The organism is Streptomyces sp. CC0208 (assembly GCF_003443735.1).
GTDB classification, from domain to species: domain Bacteria; phylum Actinomycetota; class Actinomycetes; order Streptomycetales; family Streptomycetaceae; genus Streptomyces; species Streptomyces sviceus.
The window spans coordinates 8040359-8064031 of record NZ_CP031969.1 but is presented as its reverse complement, the minus strand read 5'-3'; the positions used below and the strand labels follow the sequence as shown (position 1 = coordinate 8064031).

Below are 23673 nucleotides of genomic sequence, written 5' to 3'. Positions count from 1 at the left end.
ATAGTCGCTGGACATCGGCCGAGAACAGCGACGTCCCCCTCCGCTCGGACCCCCTCTCCCCAGACGGAGCCGCATCATGGCCCGAACCTCGCCTGCCCCCAGCCAACCGGAACCGCCCATCGAGAAGCGCCTGTGGAAGGTCGCGACCCTCTCCGGCATGGCGTCCTACCTCGACGCCGCTCTCATCGTGAGCATCGGCGTCAACCTGGCCATCTACCGCGACGCCTACGACATGGGCGTCTGGATGGCCGGTGCGATCAGCGCGATCGTCACCATCTGCATCGCCGTCGGCTCACTCGTCGGCGGACGGCTCGCCGACGTGTTCGGCCGCCGCCGGCTCTACAACCTCGACATCCTCTGCTACGCCGTCGGGGCGATCATCATCACGCTCGCGCCCGACGACATCACCCTTCTGGTGGGTGTCCTGCTCGCGGGTCTCGCGGCCGGCGCCGACCTGCCGACGTCCCTGGCCGTGGTCTCGGACGCGTCCCCCGACCACGCCCGGGGGCGGCTCATCGCGTTCACGCAGGTCATGTGGATGCTGGGCATCATCGTCGTGGTCTTCGCCGGGTTCGCCCTGTCGGACACCGGCATGATCGGGGCGCGGCTCATCACCGCCCATCTGGCGGTCGCCGCGCTGCTCACCTGGCATCTGCGCTCGCGGCTGGAGCTGGCCACCGGCCCGGATCCGGCCCAGGACGAGGTCCCGGCCGGCAAGCCGGCCGGCGAACAGGGGGTCGCGCTCAGGAACGTCTGGACCCGTGCCGCCCTGGTGCCCATGCTCGCGACCTTCGCCTTCTACGTCACCTGGGGGCTGGGCGCCAACACCATGGGCCAGTTCACGACGTATCTGCTGGTCACCGTCAGCGGTGCCTCGCAGAGCGTGGCGACCGGCATCAACCTCGCCTGTCTGCCGATCGGCCTGCTGCTGACGCTCGCGTTCGTCCGGATCGCCGACGGCCCGCGGCGCGACCGGATGTTCTACGTCGCCACGGTCGTGCAGATCGCGGCCTTCGCGATCGGCACGCTCACCCTGGGCGCCATCGTCGGCTTCCTCGTCTTCTACGTCCTCTACCAGCTGTCCTATCCCTTCGCGGGCGAGGCCAACTACAAGGTGTGGTCGCAGCTGACGCTGCCCGCCGGCACCCGGGGCACCACACAGGGGATCACCTACGCCGTCTCGCGGGGAGTCTTCGCGGGCGTCGCGTTCGTCACGCCCGCCCTGCTCGACCGCAGCCCCAGCCTGTTGCTCTGGGTGATCACCGGCTGCATGGCGCTGTCGGCCTTCGCGGGCCTGTACATCGTCCGCGTCCTCGTCCCCCGCGCGTCCCAGGCCGCCACCGCACCGGCGGACCTGAAGGTCGCGCAGGCCTGAACCGCATCCCGAAGGAGCGCCGACCATGGCGACGACCGAATCCACGACGACGTACGCCGGTGAACGGGAAACCGGCCTGGGCGAGTTGCTCCCGCCCGTGACCCGGCGCCGCCCGCGGATCGGACTCGTCTCCGGCGGCCTCGGCACCTACTGGCCGCAGTTCCCCGGACTGCTGCCCCAGTTGAAGGAGTCGGCGGCCTATGTCGCCGAGCGGCTGGGCCAGTTGGACGCGGAGGTGACGGACGCCGGGTTCGTCTCCGACGCGCAGGAGGGCGCGGCCGCCGCCGAGCGGCTCCGGCTGGTGGACTGCGATCTGATCGTGCTGTTCCTGACGACCTATCTGACCTCGTCGATGGTGCTGCCGATCGCGCAGCGCACGAACACCCCGGTGCTGGTGGTCGACCTCCAGCCGTCCGAGCGGATGGACCACGCCTCCTTCGACACGGGCGACTGGCTGGCGTACTGCTCGCAGTGCTCCGTGCCGGAGGTCGGCAACGTCTTCCGCCGGGCCGGTATCCCCTTCCGGTCGGTGTCGGGGTGGCTGCGGCAGGAGTCGGCGTGGCGGCGCATCGAGCGGTGGGTGCGGGCCGCGCATGTCCGGGCCGCGCTGCGGCACGCCCGGCACGGGCTCATGGGGCATGTGTATCCCGGGATGCTCGACGTGCAGACCGATCCGACGCTGTTGTCGGCGACGTTCGGCTCGCACGTCGAGGTGCTGGAGTTCGACGATCTGCGGCACCGGGTCGAGAAGGTGACGGAGGCGGAGACCCGGGAGCGGGTGGAGCTCGCCCGGCGGATCTTCACCGTCGACGACAGCGTGGTCGACGAGGACTTCGCGTGGGGCGCGACCGTGTCGGTGGCTCTCGACCGGCTGGTGGAGGACTTCGGCCTCGACACCCTCGCGTACTACCACCGGGGACTCGACGGCGAGCAGCACGAGCGGCTCGGCGCCGGCATGATCCTGGGCGCCTCCCTGCTCACCGCCCGGGGTGTACCCGCGGCCGGTGAGTTCGAACTGCGCACCAGCCTCGCCCAGTTGGCCTCGCAGAGCGTCGGCGCCGGGGGCTCCTTCACGGAGATCCAGGCGTTGAACTTCGAGGACGGGGTGGTGGAGATGGGCCACGACGGTCCCGCCCACCTCGCGCTCAGCGCCCGCGATCCGCTGCTGCGCGGCCTCGGCGTCTACCACGGCAAACGCGGCTGGGGTGTCAGCGTCGAGTTCGACGTCCGGCACGGGCCCGTCACCCTGCTCGGGCTGGGCCAGGACGCCGACGGCACCCTGTCGTTCATCACGTCGGAGGGCACGGTGGTCCCGGGGCCGCTGCTGGAGATCGGCAACACCACCAGCAGGGTCGACTTCGGCCGGGATCCCGGCGAGTGGGTGGACGCGTGGAGCGCGACGGGGGTCGGGCACCACTGGTCACTGGCGGTGGGGCACCACGGCGCCGACTTCGGGGCCGCGGCGAGCCTGCTGGGGATCGATCACCGGGAGGTGTGACCGGGGCTCAGGAAGGCTCCCCGCCCCGCACCCGGGCCAGCACCTCGCGGATCATCTCGGCGCTGATCATGAAGTGCTCCCGGGCGATCTCCTGCGCGCGCTCGGGCGCACCGGCGGCGACGGCCTCGTACAGTGCCGTGTGTCCGTGACCGGCCCTTTCGTGATGGGACCGCTCACCCTTGCCCCAGGGCTCCACGGGGAAGCCCAGGCTGATCCGGGTCAGCAGGTCCCGGCTGAGCCGGGCGATCTGCGGATTGTGGGTGGCCGCGCAGATCGCTTGGTGGAACGCGCTGTCGGCGGCCTGCTCCTCGCGCGGTGTGCTCGCGGAGAGGTGGGCGGCCAGGGCCTCCCGCATCGGCTCCAGGTCCTCGGGCCGCCGGCGCCGGGCGGCGGTCGCGGCCACCATGCCCTCCACCAGCCCGCGCAGGTCGAAGAGCTGCTCGAACTCCGTCCAGCGGGGCAGCAGTGTGCGGCGGACCGCGGCGGCGGAGGACTCCGTCCAGCTGTCGCGGACGAACGCCCCGCCGTTGCGGCCCCGGCGGATCTCGACGACGCCCAGTGCCTGGAGGCGCGCCACGGCCTCGCGCACGGTGGGGCGGCTGACGTGCAGCAGCGCGGTGAGCTCGCGTTCGGCGGGCAGCCGCTCGCCGGGCAGGAAGTCCCCGACGGCGGTCGCGGTGAGCAGCCGGTCGGTGACCTCGTCGACCGCCGAGGTCACCCGGACCGGACGCAGCGAGGACGACGGACCGCCGCCGAGCAGCACACGGTCGAGGACGCGGGAGAACTCGTCACCGGGTTCGGGTTCGGATGTCAGTTGTCCTCCCGCAAGTCGCCACTTCTGTAAACGCGCGCGGGCCACGTGAACCCGCTGTTACGTCTTGCCCTCGCGCCGCTAAAAGGTCTTGTGGGCTGACCTTTTAGCGCCTCACTATCTCACTCATCCGTCACATCCACCTAGTTTCGGACAGCGGTCGGCTGGTTCCGGCCGGTCCGGGAGGCTTCCCCGTGGCGATCCCCGAACCGAACCACACCGGCACCGTCGACTTCAACGGCCATTCCACCTGGTACCGGATCACGGGCGAACCGGGCAGGACACCGCTGGTGGTCCTGCACGGCGGACCCGGCGCCGGCCACCACTACACGCTCAGCATCGCGAACATCTCCGAGCAGGGCCGCCCCGTCATCCACTACGACCAGCTCGGCACCGGCCACTCCACCCACCTGCCGGACAAGGGCGCCGACTTCTGGACGGTCCAGCTCTTCCTCGACGAACTCGACACTCTGCTCGAGGAGTTGGGCATCGCCGACGGCTACCACATCCTCGGCCAGTCCTGGGGCGGCATGCTCGCCGCCGAGCACGCGGTGCGCCGTCCGCCCGGACTGCGCGGGCTGGTCATCGCCAACTCCCCCGCGTCCATGGAGCTGTGGCTCCAGGCGGCGGCCGAACTGCGCGCCGAGCTCCCCGAGGAGGTCCGGCGCACCCTGCACACCCACGAGGCGGCCGGGACCACGGACCACCCCGACTACCGGGCGGCCGAACAGGTCTTCAACGAGCGCCATGTGTGCCGCCTGACGCCCAACCCGCCGGAAGTGCAAGCGACGTGGGACAACATCGCCGCCGATCCGACCGTGTACCACACGATGAACGGCCCGAACGAGTTCCATGTCGTCGGCACCCTCAAGGACTGGTCCGTCATCGACCGGCTGCACCTGATCGAGGCGCCGACCCTGCTGGTGTCCGGGCGCTTCGACGAGGCGACTCCCGAGACCGTCCGCCCCTTCGCCGACCGCATCCCCGACGTCCGCTGGCACATGTTCGAGCACTCGAGCCATATGCCGCACGTCGAGGAGGAGGAGCTCTACCTCCGCGTCGTCGGCGAGTTCCTCGACTCCACCGACTGATCCCGGGAGTTCCCAGCCATGTCCCGCAACAGCAGACGGGGGGCGCTCGCCGCCGCCACCGTCGCCCTCACGCTCACCGCGGCCGCCTGTTCGTCCTCCGACGGCTCCGGCTCCTCCTCAGGCCCGAGCGCTTCCTCCTCCGGCTCCTCCGCCTTCCAGGCCCAGCACAAGGGCGGCACCCTCAAGCTCGTCGCCCACGCGGCTGCGGGCAGTTTCGACCCGCAGGTCAACTACACGCTCCAGTACTGGCAGTTGTTCCAGTCGATGTACGACGGGCTGCTGGCGTTCAAGAAGGTCAACGGGCAGGAGTCCTTCACCGTCGTCCCCGACCTGGCCGCGGCCATGCCGAAGGTGACCAACGGCGGCAAGACCTACACCTTCACGCTCCGCAAGGGCGTCACCTTCTCCAACGGCAAGGCCCTGACCACCGACGACGTGGTGGCGTCCTTCCGGCGCGTCTTCAAGGTCTCCAGCCCCACCGCGGGCACCTTCTACAACGGCATCGTCGGCGCCGACGCCTGCCTCAAGACGCCCGCGTCCTGCACCCTGTCCAAGGGCGTGATCGGCGACGCGAAGACCGACACGGTCACCGTCAACCTGACCGCCGCGGACCCGGAGTTCGCGTACAAGCTCGCCGTCCCGCACGCCGTCGTCGTACCGAAGGACTCGCCGACGAAGGACGCCGGCACCAAGCCGCTGCCGTCCACCGGCCCCTACATGGCGGCGTCCTACGACCCCAACCGGGCGCTCAAGCTGGTCCGCAACCCGCACTTCAAGGAGTGGTCGCGAGACGCGGAGCCGCAGGGCTACCCGGACGTCATCGACTACACCTTCGGCCAGACCGTCGAGTCCGAGGTGACCGCCGTCGAGAACGGCCAGGCGGACTGGATGTACGACCCGCCGCCCGCCGACCGCCTCAACGAGATCGGCACCAAGTACGCCTCGCAGGCGCATGTGAACCCGCTGACCGCGTTCTGGTACGCGACGCTGAACGTCAACATGGCGCCGTTCAACAACAAGCTGGCACGCCAGGCGATCAACTGGGCCGTCGACCGGTCCGCCGTGGTGCGCCTGTACGGCGGCACGAACCTCGCCTCTCCCGCGTGCACGATTCTCCCGCCGGGCTTCCCCGGACACGTCGACTCCTGTGACTACACCAAGGGCGGCGGTACGACGTGGAAGGCCGCGGATCTCGCCAAGGCGAGGGCGTTGGTGAAGCAGTCCGGTACGGCGGGGCAGGAGGTCGGCATCGTCGTCCAGGACGACGACGTCAACAAGTCGATCGGGCAGTACCTGCAGAGCCTGCTCACCCAGCTCGGCTACAAGGCGACGCTCAAGCCGCTGTCGGGGAACATCCAGTTCACGTACATCCAGAACACCAAGAACAAGGTGCAACTGGCCCTGACGTCCTGGTACCAGGACTACCCGGCGGCCTCGGACTTCCTCAACGTGCTGCTGTCCTGCGCCAGTTACCACCCCGGCAGCGACTCCAGCATCAACATCTCCGGGTTCTGCGACAAGGGCGTCGACGCGAGGATGCAGGCGGCGCTGAAGACCTCGCAGACCGACAAGGCGAGCGCCGACAAGCAGTGGGGTGCCGTGGACCAGGCGGTCATGGCCCAGTCGCCGGTGGTACCGCTGATCAACCCGAAGTTGATCGACTTCACGTCGACGCGGGTCGGCAATTACCAGTTCAGCAAGCAGTTCTACATGCTGGTCGGACAGTTGTGGGTGAAGTGACCCTCGCCCCGTCGCCAGGGTCCCGGCGCTCGCCGGGCCCCTGGCGGACCGCCGCCGGCGACCTGCTGCGCAACAGGACGGCGCTCTTCGCCGCGGCGGTCCTGCTCCTGGTCGTCCTCGCAACCCTGTGCGCCCCGCTCTACGCGGACCACATCGCCCACACCGACCCCTTCCAGTCCCATGTCTCCGGCACCACCGTCGTGGACGGAAAGACCGTGCCGGTGCTCACCCCGAGCAGCAGCGGCCTCGGCCTCGGCGTCACACCGATCGGCCCGACCTGGGACCCCGCCCACTACTTCCTCGGCGCCGACAACCAGGGCCGGGACGTGCTGGCCCGCCTGCTGTACGGCGGCCGTACGAGCCTGTTCATCGGGTTCACGGCGGCGCTGCTCACCTGCGTCGTGGGCACGGCCGTGGGAGTCGTCGCCGGGTACGCGGGCGGGGTCGTGGACGCTGTCATCTCCCGTGTCCTGGACGTCATCTGGGCGTTCCCGGTGTACCTGCTGGCCATCTGCCTGTCGGTGGTCCTGCTCACCAACGGGCTCAAACTCGGCCCGCTGAGCGTGGACGCAGGCAGTCTCTGGCTGCCCGTCGCGATCATCGCGGCGATCTATGTGCCGTACATCGCACGGCCGTTGCGCGGCCAGGTGCTGGTGCTGCGCAACAAGGAGTACATCCAGGCGGCCGTCGGCTCCGGCGCGCCCACCGTACGCATCCTGCGCCGGGAGGTGCTGCCGAACGTGGTGCCCACGGCGATCGTGTTCGTGCCGCTGATGACCGCGCTGGCCATGCTCACCGAGTCGGCGCTGTCCTTCCTGTCCGTCGGCGTCCAGCCGCCCGACGCCAGCTGGGGCACGATCATCGAGGACGGCCTGGGGCTCCTCTACACCCGGCCCGCCGTGACGATCGCGCCCGGCCTGCTGATCGCGCTGACCACGGCCGCACTCAACGTCCTCGGCGACGGGGTGCGCGACGCGCTCGACCCGAGCGCCCGGCTGCGCGGAGGGATGTGACCGTGCTCGTCTTCGCCCTGAAGCGTTTCGGCTCGGCCCTGCTGGTGATGTTCGCCATCAGTGTGCTGGTGTTCCTGATCTTCTTCGCCACCCCGGGGGTCGACCCGGCGGCCCGGATCGCGGGCCGCAACGCCGACCCCGCCACGCTCGCCCAGGTACGGCACTCCTTCGGGCTCGACCGGCCGATGCCGATCCGCTATCTGCTGATGATGCGCCATCTGTTGATCGACCGGGACCTGGAGTCGTTCGTCAACCGCGGCTCCCGGGTCATCCCGCAGATCCTCCAGGCCACCCCCGTGACGCTGTCCCTGGTCATCGGCGCGGCCCTGATCTGGATGACGGCCGGCATCCTCATGGGCACGGCCGCGGCGACCCTGCGCGGCAAGGCCGCCGACCCACTGATCATGCTGGTCGGCGTGGTCGGCGTCTCGCTCCCGGCCTACTGGCTCGGCGAGGTCGTCAACCTCCTCACCCAGAAGCAGCTGCACGACTCGCTCTTCTCCTGGGTGCCCCCGCCCGGCTACGTGGGCCTCGGCCAGGACCCCGGCCAGTGGGCGCTGCACATGCTCTTCCCGTGGCTCACCCTGGCCCTGCTGTACGCCGGGATCTACGCCCGGCTGCTGCGCGGCGAGGTCGTCACCGCGCTGGGCGAGGACTACGTCCGTACGGCCCGCGCCAAGGGCCTGTCGGAGCGGCGGATCCTCGTCCGGCACGCCCTGCGCTGCTCACTGATCCCGATCGTGTCGCTGTTCGGCCTGGACTTCGGCGCGCTCGTGGGCGGGGCCGCACTGCTCACCGAGGTGGTCTTCGGTCTGCCCGGCATCGGCAAGCTCACCTTCGACGCCCTGCAGAACCTGGACCTGCCCGTGATCATGGGCACGGTTCTGTACGCGGCGTTCTTCGTGGTCCTCGCCAACGCCCTGGTGGACATCCTGTACGCGCGACTCGATCCGAGGGCCCGCCATGCCTGAACCCCTGCTGGACGTACGCGACCTGAGAGTGCGGTTCCGCACCCGACAGGGCCCTGTCACCGCCGTCGACGGTCTCTCCTTCCGCGTCGGTCCCGGCGAAGTCCTGGGCGTGGTGGGCGAGTCGGGATCCGGCAAGAGTGTGTCGATGCTGGCCGTGCTGCGGCTGCTGACCAGTCCGAACGTGACCGTGTCGGGCGAGGTCCGCTTCCGCGGCCGGGACCTGCTCACCCTGTCCGACAAGGAGATGCGTGCGGTGCGGGGCCGGGAGATCGCGATGGTCTTCCAGGACCCGATGACCGCGCTGACCCCGGTGTACACCGTGGGCTGGCAGATCGCCGAGCAGATCCGGGCGCACGAACAGGTCTCCCGCAAGGAGGCACGGGCCCGTGCGGTCCGGTTGCTCTCCGACGTCGGCATCCCGGACGCGGCCTCGCGGGTGAACGCCTATCCGCACGAGTTCTCCGGCGGCATGCGCCAGCGCGCGGTCATCGCGATGGCGCTCTCCTGCAACCCCTCGCTGCTGATCGCCGACGAGCCGACGACGGCGCTGGACGTTACGGTCCAGGCGCAGATCCTCGATCTGATGCGGGACCTCAACGCCCAGGGCTCCGCGATGGTCCTCATCACCCACGACATGGGCGTGGTCTCCCAGATCGCCGACCGGGTCCTCGTCATGTACGGCGGCCGCGCGGCCGAACAGGGCCCGCGGCGGGCGGTGTTCCACGGTCCGCGGCATCCGTACACCTGGGGCCTGCTCGATTCGGTGCCCCGGGTGGGCGGGGCCCGGCTGTGGCGGTTGCCGACCATCGCGGGTACGCCGGTGTCGCCGGGCGCGGTTCCGGAGGGCTGCGCGTTCGCGCCGCGCTGCCGGCTCCGGCACGAGCGGTGCGAGGAACGTCCGGCGCTCACCGCGGGCGGTGGGAACGCCGCGCATCTGGACGCGTGTTGGCTGCCGCCGGACGACCGTGCGGGACTGCGGCTGACGTCCGACGAAGACGTGAACACGGAGGCGGTGTCGTGACGGCGCAGAAGATCGTGACGGTGGACGATGGGGCGCCTCCCGGCGAGGAGATCCTGCTGCGTGCCACGGACGTCACCAAGCACTACCCCGTACGCGGCAGGCGTCAGGTGCTGCGCGCGGTCGACGGGGTCTCCCTGGAGGTGCGCGGCGGCGAAACCCTCGGTGTCGTCGGGGAGTCCGGCTGCGGAAAGTCCACGCTGGGCCGGTGTCTGGTCCGGCTCACCGACCTCACGGGCGGGCGCGTCGAGTTCGACGGGCGGGACATCTCGACGCTGTCCACGCGCCGACTGCGGCCGGTGCGGCCGGGCATGCAACTGGTCTTCCAGGACCCGCATGCCTCGCTCAACCCCCGGCGCCGCGCAGGGGACATCGTGGCCGAACCGCTGCTGGTGCACCGGTACGGCGACGCGGCCGCGGTCCGCCGCCGGGTCGGCGAGCTCTTCGACGTCGTAGGACTGGCGGCGGCCCATCTGGAACGGTATCCGCACGAGTTCTCCGGCGGGCAGCGCCAACGCATCGGTATCGCGCGGGCGTTGGCGACGAACCCGAAGCTGATCGTGGCCGACGAGCCGGTGTCCGCGCTGGACGTGTCGATCCAGGCGCAGGTGCTCAACCTGTTCGCCGACCTCCAGGAGGACTTCGGCCTCACCTATGTCTTCATCGCGCACGATCTCGGTGTGGTCCGTCATGTGTCGGACCGGATCGCCGTCATGTATCTCGGTGAGATCGTCGAACTCGCCGAAACGGAGGCGTTGTTCTCGGCCCCCGCCCATCCGTACACCCAGGCGCTGCTGTCGGCGGTGCCGGACATCGACGACGGATCGCCGGCGGAGCAAGCCCCGCCCCGGGAACGCGTCGTCCTGACCGGCGAGGTGCCCAGTCCGGCGGACAAGCCCACCGGCTGCCCGTTCCGCACCCGGTGTCCCTACGCCCAGGAGCGGTGCGCGGCGGAGCGTCCGCGCCTCGCGGCCACGGCTTCGGGCCGCCAGGTGGCCTGCCACTTCCCGTTGGCCGGCTGAGGGACCGAGGTCGGGCCCGGGGTCTGCAGCCCCCGGTCCGGCCACCCGGTCCGTCAGGCTCAGCCGAACTGACCGACCACGTAGTCGCCGGCCGGCTGCTGGGTCATGACGTTCAGCCGGTTGAAGGCGTTGATGACGGCGATCAGGGAGACCAGCGCGAGGAGCTGCTCCTCGTCGTAGTGCTTGGCCGCGTTCTCCCAGACCTCGTCCGGGACGCCCGTCCCGTCGGCGAGGCGGGTGCCCTGCTCCGCCAGTTCCAGCGCGGCCCGCTCGGCCTCGGTGAAGACCTTGGCCTCACGCCAGGCCGCGACCATGTGGAGGCGCTGCGCGGTCTCGCCCGCGGCGGCGGCCTCCTTGGTGTGCATGTCGAGGCAGAACCCGCAGCCGTTGATCTGGCTCGCGCGGATCTTCACGAGTTCCTGGGTGGTCATCGGCAGTCCCGAGTCCGTGACCACCTTGCCCGCCATGGCGAAGTGCTTGAGCAGCTTGCCGGCCAGCGGGCTGGTGAAGACGTCGAGTCGGGCTTCCATGGTGTGCTCCTTCGGCCGTTGTTGATGGCTACACACCTATGACTGAATGGCCCGGTGGATTGTGACACGCACGGATGTGACCTGCGTCTCCTAGTCTCCGTAAGCCTGTTTCCAGCGAGCCCGGTGCCGGGCGTCACCCTGGCCGCGGCCGTTCACGGGGCTCAGTGACATCAGTGAGGCCCCGTTGTTCCACAGGCCCAGGAGATCGCGGTGCACGGCGAGGATGTCGTGCTCCACGGCGAACCTCTCGGAGGGGCCGGTGAAGCGTGAGGTCGTGACGAACACGGCCACGTCGGCGCGGAAGTGCACCCGCGCGCCCAGCAGATCGCGCAGCTCGCGGTTGGGGATCGCCCTGCTCGGTGCATACCGTTTGCACTGGACGACCATCGTCCGGCCGTCCGGCAGCCGCCCGAGGACATCGGCGCCGTTGTCGCCCGCGCCGCCCACCCGGCGGACCTCCGTGCAGCCGTCCCGGCGGCACAGTCCCGCGACCAGTTCCTCGAACTCGGTGCCCGTCATGACGTCCACCTCGGCGAGGGTCCGCCGGCCCGCCTGCACCGCGTCCTCGCGGCGCCATCGACGGTCCCGGCCGCGCAGCAGCCGGTCCGTGCACCACAGCCGCCATCCGATCGCCCCCGCGACACCGACCAGCAGGAAACCCAACAGATACGGCCACACGCGCGTCCAGAACACCACCAGGAGGACCAGCGCCACCGCGCCGCCGCCCGCGCTCCACCTGATCCTCCGCGCCCGCCTTCTGCGAGCGGCCGTACCCCGTCGACGCCTGGCCACGGCGGCCTCCCCCCGGTGTCCCTGTCCAGAAGTCTGGGCAGTTCAGGAGGGCGCGGGAAGGGCGCGAGTCGGCCATGTCCGAACAGCGGCCGTGGACGCCGGTCGGCCGCGGCACCGAGAGACACCGCGGCCGACCGGGGAACGGGTCAGCCCTTGACGGGCTTGCCGCGGCCCCAGGCCCAGGCGAGGCGGTCGGCACCGGTCTGGTTGGTGGTCTCCAGCCACGGGCGGTTGGCTGGACCGACGAGCTTCTGCATCGAGTAGATGTCGTCGGTGCGCAGGCCCGGCCAGTACACCGAACCCATCTTCAGCTCGCGGAAGGTGTCGGTGACGGCCTGGACGTAGTTGACGAAGTTGTCGTCCGGGGTCTTCACGTTGTAGTTCAGGCCGGTCGTCATCGGCGCGCCGAACTCGTCCGCCACGGTCCGGTTCGCGCAGTCGCCGATGCGCACCTTCAGGTCGGCGACCCACTGGTCGTAGGTGGCGTACGACTTCCAGAAGCCGTAGTGGTGCAGCGACAGGTAGGTGCCCTTCAGGCGCGGGTCGGCGCACACCGTGGTGACGTGGTCGTTGTAGCCGGCGCCGCTGACGAAGACGCGGTTGCGCGGCACCGACTTGTAGGTGTCCAGCCACTTCGCGGCGATGTCGGCCCACTGGGTGTCGGTGTAGCCGTGCGGCTCGTTCATCGGCTCGAAGTAGACCCGGGAGTTGTGCTTGTAGGCCTTGACGACGGTGTTCCACATCGGCCAGTAGGTGGCCTCGTCGTCGATGAAGCCGTCCTTGCGGTCGCCCGTGCCCTCCCAGTAGGACACGATGACCTTGAAGCCCTGCGCCGTCGCCGCGTCTATGACGCCCCGGTACGACTTCCAGTAGGAGCCGTTGACGGTGTACGGGTTGATCGGCAGCCGGACGGTGTTCGCGCCGAGGTTGGCGCGGAAGGCCGAGATGACGCGGGTCGCCTTGGTGTACGTCTGGGCGTAGGTGTCGGAGGTCGACAGGCCCGACAGCTGGAGCTCGTCGTCGGCGAAGTTGTCGCGCGGGTCGGCCCAGTTGACGCCCTTGAACTGGGTCGTGTCGGTGGTCGGCGCGGCGGCGGAGGCGGGGCTGCCGGTGAGGGTGGCGCCGCTGATCGCGGCGATCGCGACGGCGACGAGCGAGGCACGCAGCCTCGGGGCGCGACGGGTGCTGACGGGGGTCTTGCGCATCGACCAAACCCTTTCGGAATGACAGCATGTTTACGTAAACATGACGGCGCCGGAATCGTGGCATCCGCTCCGGCGACCGTCAAGGTTTCCCACACGTAACATCCGGTGCGACACGCAACAGGTCGCGTTGGCCATAGGTTGGGCCGGAGGAGGCAGCAGTGGTGGAGCGGGGAGGTTCCGGTGTACCCGGGGGGCGGCGCAAGCAGCGCGTGTCCATGGCCGACGTCGCCAAACTGGCGGGCGTCTCCTCGCAGACGGTGTCGCGGGTCTCCAACGGTCACTCCGGGGTGGTCGCCTCCACGCGCGAGCAGGTCCTGGCCGCCATGCGGGAACTGGGCTACCGGCCCAACAGCGCCGCGCGGGCCCTGCGGTACGGCCAGTTCAACACCATCGGCGTGATCCTGTTCAGCCTGTCCTCCACGGGCAACAGCCGCACCGTGGAGGCGATCGCCACGCACGCGGCGGCCGAGGGCTACGCGATCACCCTGATCCCCATCGACGTGCCGACGCAGGACAACGTCCTGGGCGCCTTCACGCGCATGGGCGAGCTGGCCGTCGACGCGGTCATCGTTATCATGGAGATCCATCTCCTCGACACCGGGACGGTGCAGCTGCCGCCCGGGGTGCATGTCGTCGTGGTGGACTCCGACGCCGGCGACCGCTACAGCGTGGTCGACACCGATCAGGCGGACGGCGCCCGGCAGGCCGTGCGGCATCTGCTCGACCTGGGTCATCGGACCGTATGGCACGTCACCGGGCCTCAGGCGTCCTTCGCGGGGCAGCGGCGGGCCCAGGCCTGGCGTGCGGTGCTCCAGGAGGCCGGGCGGCCGGTGCCGCCCGCGCTGTACGGGGACTGGTCGGCCGAGTCCGGTTACGCGGCCGGGCTGGTGCTCGCCGACCCCCCGGACTGCACGGCCGTGTTCGCCGCCAACGACCAGATGGCGCTGGGGCTGCTGCGCGCGTTCCACGAGCGGGGGCTGTCCGTGCCGTACGACGTCAGCGTGGTCGGCTTCGACGACATCCCCGACGCGGCGTTCTTCGTGCCGCCGCTCACCACCGTCCACCAGGACTTCGCGGAGGTGGGGCACCGCTGTGTCCAGAAGGTGCTGCAGCAGATCCGCGCGGGTGGGGGCGGACAGCCCGGAACCGATCTCGTCCCGACGCGCCTGGTGGTGAGGGACAGCACCGCGCCGCCGCGGGGCTGATGCGGGTCGGCTCGCGGGGCGGGCGCCCGCGCCGGCGAGTGGTCCTGCATGATCTGAGGGGCGAGGTGTTCACAAGAAGCCGGGGGAAACTGCTGTGATCGTGTGGGTCAACGGGGCTTTCGGCAGCGGCAAGACCACGCTCGTGGAGGAACTCCGCGGGCGGTGGCCCGAGGCGCTGGTCCTCGACCCGGAGATGGTCGGTTATGTGCTACGGGAGATCGTGGACGTCCCGACCGGTGACTTCCAGGATCTGCCGCTGTGGCGGCGGCAGGTCGCCGGCCTGGCCGTCGGCCTGGTCCGGGAGTACCGGCGTCCGCTTCTGGTCCCCATGACATTGGTCGACCCGCGCTACCTGGACGAGATCTTCGGCGCCCTGAAGGACGCGGACGTCGTCGTCCACCACTTCTTCCTCAAGGTCCCGCCGGAGGTCCTGGCGCGGCGGATCGACGCACGGACCTTCTTCCCCGACGACCCGGCCCGGGAGGAACGCGTCCGAGCGTGGTGCAAGGCCCGCATCGAGGCGTGCACGGCCGCGGTGGACACCCTGCCCGGTGACACGGTGTTCCTCGACGGCGAGTCCACCTCGCGGGAACTGGCCGGCCAGGTGCTCGCCCACGTCGGTTGACCTTGCCCCTGGGGGAGCCCGCAGCATCGCCGCATGGCGCGAGGCAAACGACTGGGCGGGGATCCTGACCACCCTCGGGGCTCAACTGACCGCGGTCGTCGTCCCGTTGCAGATCTGCGAGTACGCCGGCTCGTCGGCCTGGGTGGGCCTCCGCCGCCACGGTGTCGCGGTGGCGGTGTCGGCCGGGATGTGGGGCCTGGCGGTCGCGAGGTTCGGGACGGCACGCTCACTGCCCGCCGCGGTGGCGTGGCTGCTCCTGGCCGGCGGGGCGCTCCTCGCACTGGGGGTCTTCCGCTGGACGGTGCTGCAGACGGCCGTTCCCGACGGGATGCGCGGTCGGCTCCAGGGGATCGACACGGTGGTCGCGGCCGGAGGGCCACGGCTGGGCGACCTCCTGCCCGGCACCGTCGGCGCCGCCCTCGGTGTCCCGTGGACCGTGACGGGCGGCGGTGTCCTGACGGCGGCGTAGCGGCGCTCGTCCTCCTCGCCGGTGGGCGGCGGAACCAGCAAGGCGTCGACGTGCCCGGGGCCCGGCAGAGACGGTCGATCGGGCTGCCGGGCTGCCGGGCTGCCGGGCTGCCGGGCTGCCGGGCTGCCGGGCTGCCGGGCTGCCGGGCCATGAAACAGTCGCCATGAGCGGGAGGCGTGACCTCCCGGCGTCATGACGACCGTCCTGCCGAGAGCGGTCAGACGTTGCGCCGGTACTGGCCGCCGACCTCGAAGAAGGCCTCCGTGATCTGCTGGAGGGAGCAGACCCGGGTGGCGTCCATGAGCACCGCGAACACGTTCTCGCCGCGTACCGCCGCGTCCTTGAGGGCGGCCAGGGCGGTCCGGGCCTCGTCGTGGTGGCGGGCGTGGAAGTCCCGTACCCGCTCCAGCTGGGACTGCTTCTCCTCTTCGGTGGCGCGGGCGAGTTCGACGACACCGGGCTCGGCGGTGTCGGCGTGGGGGTTGCGGAAGGTGTTGACGCCGATCAGGGGCAGCGAGCCGTCGTGCTTGCGCTGCTCGTAGAGCATCGACTCGTCCTGGATACGGCCGCGCTGGTAGCCGGTCTCCATCGCGCCGAGCACGCCACCGCGTTCGCTGATCCGCTCGAACTCCTGGAGCACGGCTTCCTCGACCAGGTCGGTGAGTTCGTCGATGATGAACGACCCCTGGAGCGGGTTCTCGTTCATCGCGAGACCCCACTCCCGGTTGATGATGAGCTGGATGGCCAGGGCCCGGCGGACGGACTCCTCGGTGGGGGTGGTCACGGCCTCGTCGTAGGCATTGGTGTGCAGGCTGTTGCAGTTGTCGTAGATGGCGATGAGCGCCTGGAGCGTGGTGCGGATGTCGTTGAAGTCCATCTCCTGCGCGTGCAGGGAGCGTCCGGAGGTCTGGACGTGGTACTTCAGCTTCTGGCTGCGTTCGCCGGCGCCGTACTTCTCCTTCATCGCCACCGCCCAGATCCGGCGGGCGACCCGGCCGAGGACCGAGTACTCGGGGTCCATGCCGTTGGAGAAGAAGAACGACAGGTTGGGGGCGAAGTCGTCGACGCGCATGCCTCGGGCGAGGTAGGCCTCGACGTAGGTGAAGCCGTTGGCCAGGGTGAAGGCGAGCTGGCTGATGGGGTTCGCGCCTGCTTCGGCGATGTGGTAGCCGGAGATGGACACCGAGTAGAAGTTGCGGACCTTCTGCGCGATGAACCACTCCTGGATGTCGGCCATCATCCGCAGGCTGAACTCGGTGGAGAACAGGCAGGTGTTCTGGCCCTGGTCCTCCTTGAGGATGTCCGCCTGGACGGTGCCGCGTACGTTCGCCAGCGCGTGTGCGCGCAGTTCGGCCGCCTCCTCGGGCGAGGGGTCGCGGCCCTCCTGCGACCGGAACCGCTCAATCTGCTGGTCGATCGCGGTGTTGAGGAAGAACGCCAGGACGGCCGGCGCGGGTCCGTTGATCGTCATCGACACCGAGGTCGTGGGCGCCACCAGGTCGAAGCCGTCGTAGAGCGCCTTCATGTCCTCCAGGGTGGCCACCGAGACGCCGGAGGTGCCGACCTTGCCGTAGATGTCGGGGCGTTCGTCGGGGTCGCGGCCGTACAACGTCACCGAGTCGAAGGCGGTGGACAGGCGGGTCGCCGGCTGGCCCTCGGAGAGGAGCTTGAAGCGGCGGTTGGTGCGGAAGGGGTCGCCCTCGCCGGCGAACATCCGGGCCGGGTCCTCACCGTCGCGCTTGAAGGGGAACACCCCGGCGGTGAAGGGGAAGTGGCCGGGCAGGTTCTCCGCCCGCCAGAACCGGACCAGTTCACCGTGGTCGGTGAAGCGGGGCAGGGCGACGCGGGGGATCTTGTTGCCCGACAGGGACTCGCGGGTCAGCTTGGTGCGGATCTCCCGGTCCCGGACCTTCACGACCTGCTCGTCGCCGGAGTAGGAGGCGACCACCGAGGGCCAGTTCGTGATCTGTTCAGTGATCTCGTACGGCAGCTGCCGACGCGCCTCGGTCAGCAGGGACCGTACGTCCTCGGAATCCAGGCCGGCGTCGGCGAGTTCGCCCTCGACGAGCTCCAGCCGCTGAACTCGCCGTGCCTGCTCGGCCAGTTGAAGGGTCTCGGCGTGGTAGCCGCGGACGGCATCGGTGATCTCGGCGAGGTAGCGCACCCGGTCGGCGGGGACCACCTGGCGGATGCCGGAGGAATGCCGTACGTCCACCGGGTCCAGGGACCCCTCCGACAGCGGCAGGTCCTTCTCCACCAGAGTGCTTTTCAGGTACTGATAGAGCGCGGTGACGCCGTCGTCGTTGAAGGTGGCCGCGGAGGTGCCGTACACGGGCATGTCCTCGGGCCGCTTGCCGAACGCCTCGCGATTGCGGACCAGTTGGCGGCCGACGTCCCGCAGGGCGTCCTTGGCGCCGCGCCGCTCGAACTTGTTGATCGCCACGACGTCGGCGAAGTCGAGCATGTCGATCTTCTCCAGCTGCGAGGCCGCGCCGAACTCCGGAGTCATCACGTACAGGGAGGCGTCGACGAACGGCACGATCGCCGCGTCGCCCTGGCCGATGCCCGGCGTCTCAACGATCACCAGGTCGAAGCCGGCGGCCTTCACGACGTCGATCACGTCGGAGAGGTGCTCGGGCAGCTCGCGGCTGCCCCGGGTGGCGAGGCTGCGGAAGAACACCCGGTCGCCGTCGAGGGAGTTCATCCGGATCCGGTCGCCGAGCAGGGCTCCACCACCTCGCCGACGCGTCGGGTCGACGGCGATCACGGCGATGCGCAGGGCGTCCCGCTGGTCGACGCGGAACCGTCGCACCAACTCGTCGGTCAGGGAGGACTTCCCGGAGCCGCCGGTGCCGGTGATACCGAGCACCGGCACAGTGCGGGCGGCCGCCGCGGTCCGCAGCTCGTGCCGGAACTCCTCGGGCAGCTTGCCGAGTTCGGCACCGGTGAGGGCGCGGGCGATCGCGAACCGGTCGCCGGCCAGCACCGCGGTGAGGTCGGCGGGCCTGCCGTCCCAGAGGTCGAAGTCGCAGTCCTTGACGACGGTGTTGACCATTCCCGCGAGACCCAGTCGCTGGCCGTCCTCGGGGGAGAAGATCGTCACCCCGCTCTCCCGGAGCCGGGCGATCTCCTCCGGCACGATCACTCCGCCACCGCCGCCCACCACCCGGATGTGCTCCGCGCCCTGCTTCCGCAGCGAGGCCATCAGGTACTCGAAGTACTCCACATGTCCGCCCTGGTAGGACGAGACCGCCACGCCGTGCGCGTCCTCCTCCAGCGCCGCGTCCACGACCTCCCGCACGGACCGGTTGTGTCCGAGGTGGATGACTTCGGCGCCCTGCGACTGGAAGATCCGCCGCATGATGTTGATCGAGGCGTCGTGCCCGTCGAACAGCGCCGAGGCGGTGACCAGGCGGACGGGGTGGACGGGGCGATGCAGATCGCTCATGGCGGAGCCTTCCCAGGACACGTCGAAGAACGCGAGCTGAGAAAATAGTAGGACGTCCTAGTAAAATTGTGAGGGTCGGAGTGAGGAGAAGCACAGGAGGATGCCCGGATGGCCGACACCCTCCGAGCGGCTCAGGCGCCCCGCTCCCCTTCGGTGGCGACGTTCGCGGCAGTGACCGCCTGCTCCTCGCCGACCTTCTCACCGTTCCCCTCGCGCCCCTTTCGCTCGGCGAGCTCTCTCGCCACCTTGTCCGAGTACAGCCTCATCTCGGCCTCGGTCCGCAGATCGAACACCATTGCCTCCCAGTCCATTTGACCGTTGCTTTACTTGAAGATTACCCGATACACATGAACCCTGTCAGCGGCGAACCCTCTTCGCACACAGGAAGTTGGCCCCTTGTTCACCACGCTGCGGACGCGCCGGGTGCCGCATAGTGTGGACGGATGCCGGCCCTCCCCCACGGTCCGCGGATCGCCGTCGTCGGCGGTGGCATCGGTGGTCTGGCCGCCGCCGGGTTCCTGCGGCGCGCGGGACTGACGGCCACGGTCCACGAGCAGGCGGCCGTGCTCGCCGAGGTCGGCGCCGGTCTGGTGGCGGCCCCCAATGCCGTACGGCTGCTGCGGCGCCTGGACGTGATGGAGCCGTTCCTGCGCCGGGCCGTGGCGCTGGAGCGGGCCTGGGAGTTCCGGCGCTGGGCGGACGGTTCAGTGCTCTCGGTGGAGAAGCTCACCGGCGTCTGCGAGCGGCTCTACGGCGAGCGGACCTACGTTCTGCACCGGTCCGATCTGCTCGACACCCTCAGGTCCGCCGTGCCGGACGCGTGGATCCGGCTGGGCGCCCGGTGCACGTCGGTCGACGAGACGGCCGGGGACGGGGTGGTGCTCCGCTTCGCCGACGGCAGCCTGGTGGAGGCCGATGTCGTGATCGGCGCCGACGGGATGCACTCGGTCGTGCGCGGCGCGGTCACCGAGCCCGCGCCGCCGGAGTACTCCGGCCTCTGCGCCTTCCGCACCCTGGTGCCCGCCGCGGCGGCGCCGGAGTTCGCGCGGCGGCCGACCCACACCATCTGGCTGGGGCCCGGACGGCACTTCGTGCACTATCCGATCGCCGGCGGCGAAGCCGTCAACGTCGTCGCCGTCGCCCCGGCCGGCGACCACACCCGCGAGTCCTGGAGCGCGACGGCCTCCCCCGAGGACTTCGGGGCCGAGTTCGCCGACTGGGACCCGCGGGTACGGGCCCTGATCGCGGCCGGGGGCACCCCTGGCCGCTGGGCCCTGCTGGACAGGGCGCCGCTACGGCGGTGGAGCCGGGGCGGGGTCACGCTGCTCGGCGACGCCGCCCATCCGATGTTCCCGTTCTTCGCGCAGGGCGCGGCCCAGGCCGTCGAGGACGCCGCGGTACTGGCCCGCTGTCTGGCCGACTCCCCCGACGACCTCCGACATGCCCTGAAACGCTACGAGTCCGCGCGCCTCGCCCGCACCACCCGGCTCCAGCGCCTCAGCCACGCCCGCCGGGACGTCAACCACCTGCCCGACGGCCCCGAGCAGCGGGCCCGTGACGCGGCACTCGCCGACTCCGACCCGCTGGTGGGCAACGGCTGGATCTACGGGTTCGACGCGGAGAAGGCCCTCGCGAGGGGTTCGGCTGACTCCCGGTCAAGCAATCTTCACTCGTGATCACTACGATGAGAGCTCAAGACAACTATCCGGCCGGTCTCACGGGGGGACCCTGGGGGACCGCCGGGGGTCGCCGATGCCAGGGACCGCTCCCCGGGCTGCGGTGATCTTCCTGCCCAGGAGGACCTTCCGCATGTTCCGAAGTATTGGCAACGCTGTCGTCCGACATCCCGTCTGGACGATCGTTGCGTGGTTGATCGCAGCTGTGGCGATCGTGGCCACCGCTCCGAGCCTGCCCTCGAACAGTGACGAGAGCAGCTTTCTCCCCAAGAGTTACGAGTCCATCAAAGCGGCGCAGGTCCAGGAAAGGGCGTTCCCCAGCGCCTTCACCCCGTCTGCGATCGCGCTGTACCAGCGCACCGACGGCGGCAAACTGACCGCCGCCGACCAGAAGGATGTCGCCCGGATCACCTCCGAGCTCGGCAAGAAGAAGATCGACCAGGTGCAGAAGGTCGTCCCCGGCCAGCCGTCCTCGGACGGCAGGTACGCCCTGACCCTGGTCCAGATGGACAGCAGGAACGCCGGCCAGCCCGAACAGGCCGACGCGGCCAAGGTGTTGCGCGACGACGTCAAACAACTCGCCAAGGGCACCAACCTCGACGTCAAGCTCGGTGGCTCGGCCGCCCAGGCCCTCGACCAGCAGGACTCGTCCAAGCGGGGCGAGGCGCTGATCGGCATCGGCACCTTCCTCATCATCCTGGTGACCCTGCTGATCATCTTCCGGGCGCCGATCCTGGCCTTCCTGCCCCTGATCACCATCGGGTTGGTGTCCGCGATCGCCAACGGACTGATCGCGTACGCCACCAAGCTCTTCGGTCTCCAGGCCAACAGCTCGATCTCGTCGATCCTGATCGTCGTGCTCTTCGGCGTGGGCACGGACTACTTCCTGTTCCTGATGTTCCGCTACCGCGAACGTCTGCGACTCGGCGACGAACCGAAGCAGGCCATGATCAACGCGGTCGACCGGGTCGGCGAGGCCATCGCCTCCGCCGCCGGAGCGGTCATCATCGCCTTCCTCGCGCTGGTCCTGTCGACGCTGGGCTTCCTCAAGCAGATGGGTCCGGCGCTCGCGATCGCGGTCACCGTCACCCTGATCGCCGGTCTGACGCTGATCCCGGCCATCGTCTCGCTCATCGGCCCGAAGGTCTTCTGGCCGTCCAAGTCGTGGCAACGCGAGCCGGAGAACGCGCGGTTCGCCGCGCTCGGCCGCGGGGTGCGGAACCGTCCGGCCCTCACCGCCGGGCTCTCCGGACTCGTCCTGGTCGCGCTGTCGCTCGGGACGTTCGGCTACAACGCCACGTTCGACCTGGCGTCCGGCTCCATGCCCAAGACCAAGGAGTCGATGGTCGTCCAGGACGAGATGCAGAAGGCGTACTCGGCGGGTGCCGCCGCACCGACCGACGTCTATCTCTCCAGCACCGACGGCAAACCGATCGACACCAAGCTCTTCGACGCGTACGTGAAGAAGCTGGGGGCCGTGGACGGCGTGGCGAACGCGCGGCTGTCCCAGTTGAACAAGGACGGCACCACGATCGACTTCACCGTCACCCTCAAGTACGAGGCGTCGACGGACAAGGCCATCGAGACGGTGGGCCGGGTCCGCGACGTCGCGCACTCCGACGCCCCGGACGGCACCGAGGCCCTGGTCGGCGGCATGTCCTCGATCTACAAGGACATCCACACCGCGGTCAACCACGACTACCGGACGGTCTTCCCCGTCGCCGCCCTGCTGATCATGCTCATCCTGGGGCTGCTGCTGCGCAGCGTGGTCGCCCCCTGGTACCTGATGGCCTCGGTGGGTCTCGGCTTCAGCGCCACGCTCGGCGCCACGGTCTGGATCTTCCAGGAGGGACAGGGACACTCGGGCCTGATGTTCATGCTCCCGGTGATCATGTATCTCTTCGTGGTCGCCATCGGCACCGACTACAACATCCTCATGATCGCCCGGCTGAGGGAGGAGGCCCGCGAGGGCCGCGAGCCGCGCGAGGCGGCCGGTATGGCGTTGCGGCACGCCGGACCCACGGTGGCCGCGGCGGGCTTCATCCTGGCGGCGACCTTCGCCACGATGATGCTGGCGGGCAACGCCCTGCTCACCGAGATGGGCTTCGCGGTCTCCTTCGGCATCGCCGTCGCCGCCTTCGTCATGGCGATGTTCTTCACTCCCAGCCTCACCGCCCTGATCGGCCACGCGGCCTGGTGGCCCGGGCACGCGGACCGGGCGAAGGAGACACCGGCCGCCGCCCCCGCGCCGGTCTCCGGCGGTGAACGGGACACCGCGGTGCAGGATCCGGCAGGTCGGCGCAACTGACGCTGCTGACACCGCTGTGACGCGACGGCGTCTGCCGGGCCGCACGGCCCGGCAGACGCCGTCCTTCGTCACCGCCGGGCAGCACGCCTGCGGTCTCTGCCACCCTGGACCCCGTGCCGAACCCCACTCCTGTCACCCCTGACGCCCCCGCCCCCATCCGGGTCCCGCTGCTGACCCAGCGGTGGCTCGACCTCGCCTTCATCCACTGGGCCGTCGAACCGGCGGTCGTGGCAGGGCTGTTGCCGCGCGGCACGGTCCCCGACACGCACGACGGGCTCACCTACGTCGGCCTTGTCGCGTTCCGGATGCACCGGGTCGGCTGGCTGGGGCTGCCGGGGGTGCCGTATCTCGGGACCTTCCCGGAGACCAATGTGCGCCTGTACTCGGTGGACGCGCACGGACGGCGTGGCGTGGTGTTCCGCTCGATGGACGCCTCCCGGCTGATCCCGGTGGTGATGGGACGCCTCGGCTTCCGGCTGCCGTACCTGTGGTCCCGGATGAGCGTCCGCAGGGCCGGTGACACCGTCACCTACACCAGCTCACGCCGCTGGCCCGGCCCGCGCGGCGCCCGCAGCCTCCTCACGGTACGGACCGGCGAGCGCATCGGGGAGCCGACCGGCCTGGAGCACTTCCTCACCGCCCGCTGGGGCATGCACAACGCCTTCTTCGGCGGCCCCGAGCCGCTGGCCTACCTGCCCAACGACCATCCGCGCTGGCCCCTGTACCGCGCCGAGCTGGTCACCTGCGAGCAGGACCTCGTCAGCGCGGCCGGACTGCCCGCCCCGGCCGACGCCCCGGTCAGCGTCCTGTACTCCCCCGGCGTCCCGGTCCGCCTCGGCCGCCCGGCCCGCCCCGCGGGCATCCCCACGCCCTGAC

The 23673-nt window shown here is 70.1% G+C and carries 20 protein-coding genes; 14 read left to right on the top strand and 6 right to left on the bottom strand.

Features of this window, described 5'->3' with window-relative positions; all coding sequences use genetic code 11:
- The first annotated feature begins 76 nt into the window (after positions 1 to 76).
- Together D1369_RS36990 and D1369_RS36985 are read left to right on the top strand one after the other, a co-directional pair.
- Complete coding sequence (locus tag D1369_RS36990) at positions 77 to 1375, top strand: MFS transporter (RefSeq protein WP_007380103.1); 1299 nt, start codon at positions 77 to 79, stop codon at positions 1373 to 1375.
- A gap of 25 nt (positions 1376 to 1400) precedes the next feature.
- Positions 1401 to 2873 carry an L-fucose/L-arabinose isomerase family protein gene (locus tag D1369_RS36985; protein WP_007380104.1) on the top strand — a complete coding sequence of 491 codons (1473 nt, stop codon included), beginning with the start codon at positions 1401 to 1403 and terminating at the stop codon, positions 2871 to 2873.
- A gap of 7 nt (positions 2874 to 2880) precedes the next feature.
- Here the strand turns inward: D1369_RS36985 and D1369_RS36980 are convergent, their stop codons facing one another.
- Positions 2881 to 3636: an FCD domain-containing protein gene (locus D1369_RS36980; RefSeq protein WP_037899014.1), complete on the bottom strand. Its 756-nt coding sequence runs from the start codon at positions 3634 to 3636 to the stop codon at positions 2881 to 2883.
- Positions 3637 to 3878: 242 nt separating this feature from the next.
- Here D1369_RS36980 and D1369_RS36975 point away from each other — a divergent pair, with 242 nt between their 5' ends.
- The 6 genes from D1369_RS36975 to D1369_RS36950 are packed head-to-tail and all read left to right on the top strand — an operon-like array spanning position 3879 to position 10539.
- Entirely contained in the window at positions 3879 to 4775 is an 897-nt protein-coding gene (locus D1369_RS36975; protein ID WP_037899017.1) for a proline iminopeptidase-family hydrolase, read from the top strand.
- Between the two features lie 18 nt (positions 4776 to 4793).
- Positions 4794 to 6515, top strand: coding sequence for an ABC transporter substrate-binding protein (locus D1369_RS36970; RefSeq protein ID WP_007380107.1), 1722 nt, complete (start codon positions 4794 to 4796; stop codon positions 6513 to 6515).
- On the top strand, positions 6512 to 7528 hold the full coding sequence (locus D1369_RS36965; protein ID WP_007380108.1) for an ABC transporter permease: 1017 nt from the start codon (positions 6512 to 6514) through the stop codon (positions 7526 to 7528). Before D1369_RS36970 ends, D1369_RS36965 begins: the two co-directional genes overlap by 4 nt.
- 2 nt (positions 7529 to 7530) lie before the next feature.
- On the top strand, positions 7531 to 8499 hold the full coding sequence (locus tag D1369_RS36960) for an ABC transporter permease (RefSeq protein ID WP_037903064.1): 969 nt from the start codon (positions 7531 to 7533) through the stop codon (positions 8497 to 8499).
- The gene (locus D1369_RS36955) at positions 8492 to 9520 is read left to right on the top strand and encodes an oligopeptide/dipeptide ABC transporter ATP-binding protein (RefSeq protein ID WP_007380110.1); all 1029 of its coding nucleotides are present in this window, start codon (positions 8492 to 8494) and stop codon (positions 9518 to 9520) included. The genes D1369_RS36960 and D1369_RS36955 overlap by 8 nt, the downstream gene beginning before the upstream one ends.
- Positions 9517 to 10539, top strand: coding sequence for an oligopeptide/dipeptide ABC transporter ATP-binding protein (locus tag D1369_RS36950; protein WP_007380111.1), 1023 nt, complete (start codon positions 9517 to 9519; stop codon positions 10537 to 10539). The genes D1369_RS36955 and D1369_RS36950 overlap by 4 nt, the downstream gene beginning before the upstream one ends.
- 59 nt (positions 10540 to 10598) lie before the next feature.
- Here D1369_RS36950 and D1369_RS36945 read toward each other — a convergent pair whose 3' ends face one another.
- The 3 genes from D1369_RS36945 to D1369_RS36935 form a co-directional block, all read right to left on the bottom strand.
- A complete protein-coding gene (locus D1369_RS36945) occupies positions 10599 to 11069 on the bottom strand; it encodes a carboxymuconolactone decarboxylase family protein (RefSeq protein WP_007380112.1) in 471 nt (156 codons plus the stop codon).
- 90 nt (positions 11070 to 11159) lie between these two features.
- On the bottom strand, positions 11160 to 11861 hold the full coding sequence (locus D1369_RS36940) for a restriction endonuclease (RefSeq protein ID WP_240436120.1): 702 nt from the start codon (positions 11859 to 11861) through the stop codon (positions 11160 to 11162).
- Between the two features lie 146 nt (positions 11862 to 12007).
- Positions 12008 to 13066 carry a cellulase family glycosylhydrolase gene (locus D1369_RS36935; protein ID WP_007380114.1) on the bottom strand — a complete coding sequence of 353 codons (1059 nt, stop codon included), beginning with the start codon at positions 13064 to 13066 and terminating at the stop codon, positions 12008 to 12010.
- A 215-nt stretch (positions 13067 to 13281) separates the two neighbouring features.
- Between D1369_RS36935 and D1369_RS36930 the strand changes: the two genes are divergently transcribed.
- The 3 genes from D1369_RS36930 (at position 13282) to D1369_RS36920 (ending at position 15365) form a co-directional block, all read left to right on the top strand.
- The gene (locus D1369_RS36930) at positions 13282 to 14271 is read left to right on the top strand and encodes a LacI family DNA-binding transcriptional regulator (protein WP_162951044.1); all 990 of its coding nucleotides are present in this window, start codon (positions 13282 to 13284) and stop codon (positions 14269 to 14271) included.
- Between the two features lie 94 nt (positions 14272 to 14365).
- Complete coding sequence (locus D1369_RS36925) at positions 14366 to 14896, top strand: AAA family ATPase (RefSeq protein ID WP_007380116.1); 531 nt, start codon at positions 14366 to 14368, stop codon at positions 14894 to 14896.
- Between the two features lie 106 nt (positions 14897 to 15002).
- The gene (locus D1369_RS36920) at positions 15003 to 15365 is read left to right on the top strand and encodes a hypothetical protein (protein WP_037899020.1); all 363 of its coding nucleotides are present in this window, start codon (positions 15003 to 15005) and stop codon (positions 15363 to 15365) included.
- A gap of 217 nt (positions 15366 to 15582) precedes the next feature.
- On the opposite strand, the gene icmF is transcribed toward D1369_RS36920, so the two are convergent.
- Both icmF and D1369_RS43205 read right to left on the bottom strand, forming a co-directional pair.
- Entirely contained in the window at positions 15583 to 18813 is a 3231-nt protein-coding gene (gene icmF, locus D1369_RS36915; RefSeq protein ID WP_007380118.1) for a fused isobutyryl-CoA mutase/GTPase IcmF, read from the bottom strand.
- Positions 18814 to 18944: 131 nt separating this feature from the next.
- Positions 18945 to 19124 (bottom strand): hypothetical protein, encoded by a 180-nt coding sequence (locus D1369_RS43205; protein WP_007380119.1) that lies wholly within the window; start codon positions 19122 to 19124, stop codon positions 18945 to 18947.
- Between the two features lie 132 nt (positions 19125 to 19256).
- Between D1369_RS43205 and D1369_RS36910 the strand changes: the two genes are divergently transcribed.
- From D1369_RS36910 to D1369_RS36900, 3 genes are all read left to right on the top strand, one after another.
- Complete coding sequence (locus tag D1369_RS36910; protein ID WP_007380120.1) at positions 19257 to 20489, top strand: FAD-dependent monooxygenase; 1233 nt, start codon at positions 19257 to 19259, stop codon at positions 20487 to 20489.
- A 133-nt stretch (positions 20490 to 20622) separates the two neighbouring features.
- A complete protein-coding gene (locus D1369_RS36905) occupies positions 20623 to 22797 on the top strand; it encodes an MMPL family transporter (protein WP_007380121.1) in 2175 nt (724 codons plus the stop codon).
- Positions 22798 to 22910: 113 nt separating this feature from the next.
- Complete coding sequence (locus D1369_RS36900) at positions 22911 to 23672, top strand: DUF2071 domain-containing protein (RefSeq protein WP_007380122.1); 762 nt, start codon at positions 22911 to 22913, stop codon at positions 23670 to 23672.
- Position 23673 lies beyond the last annotated feature (1 nt).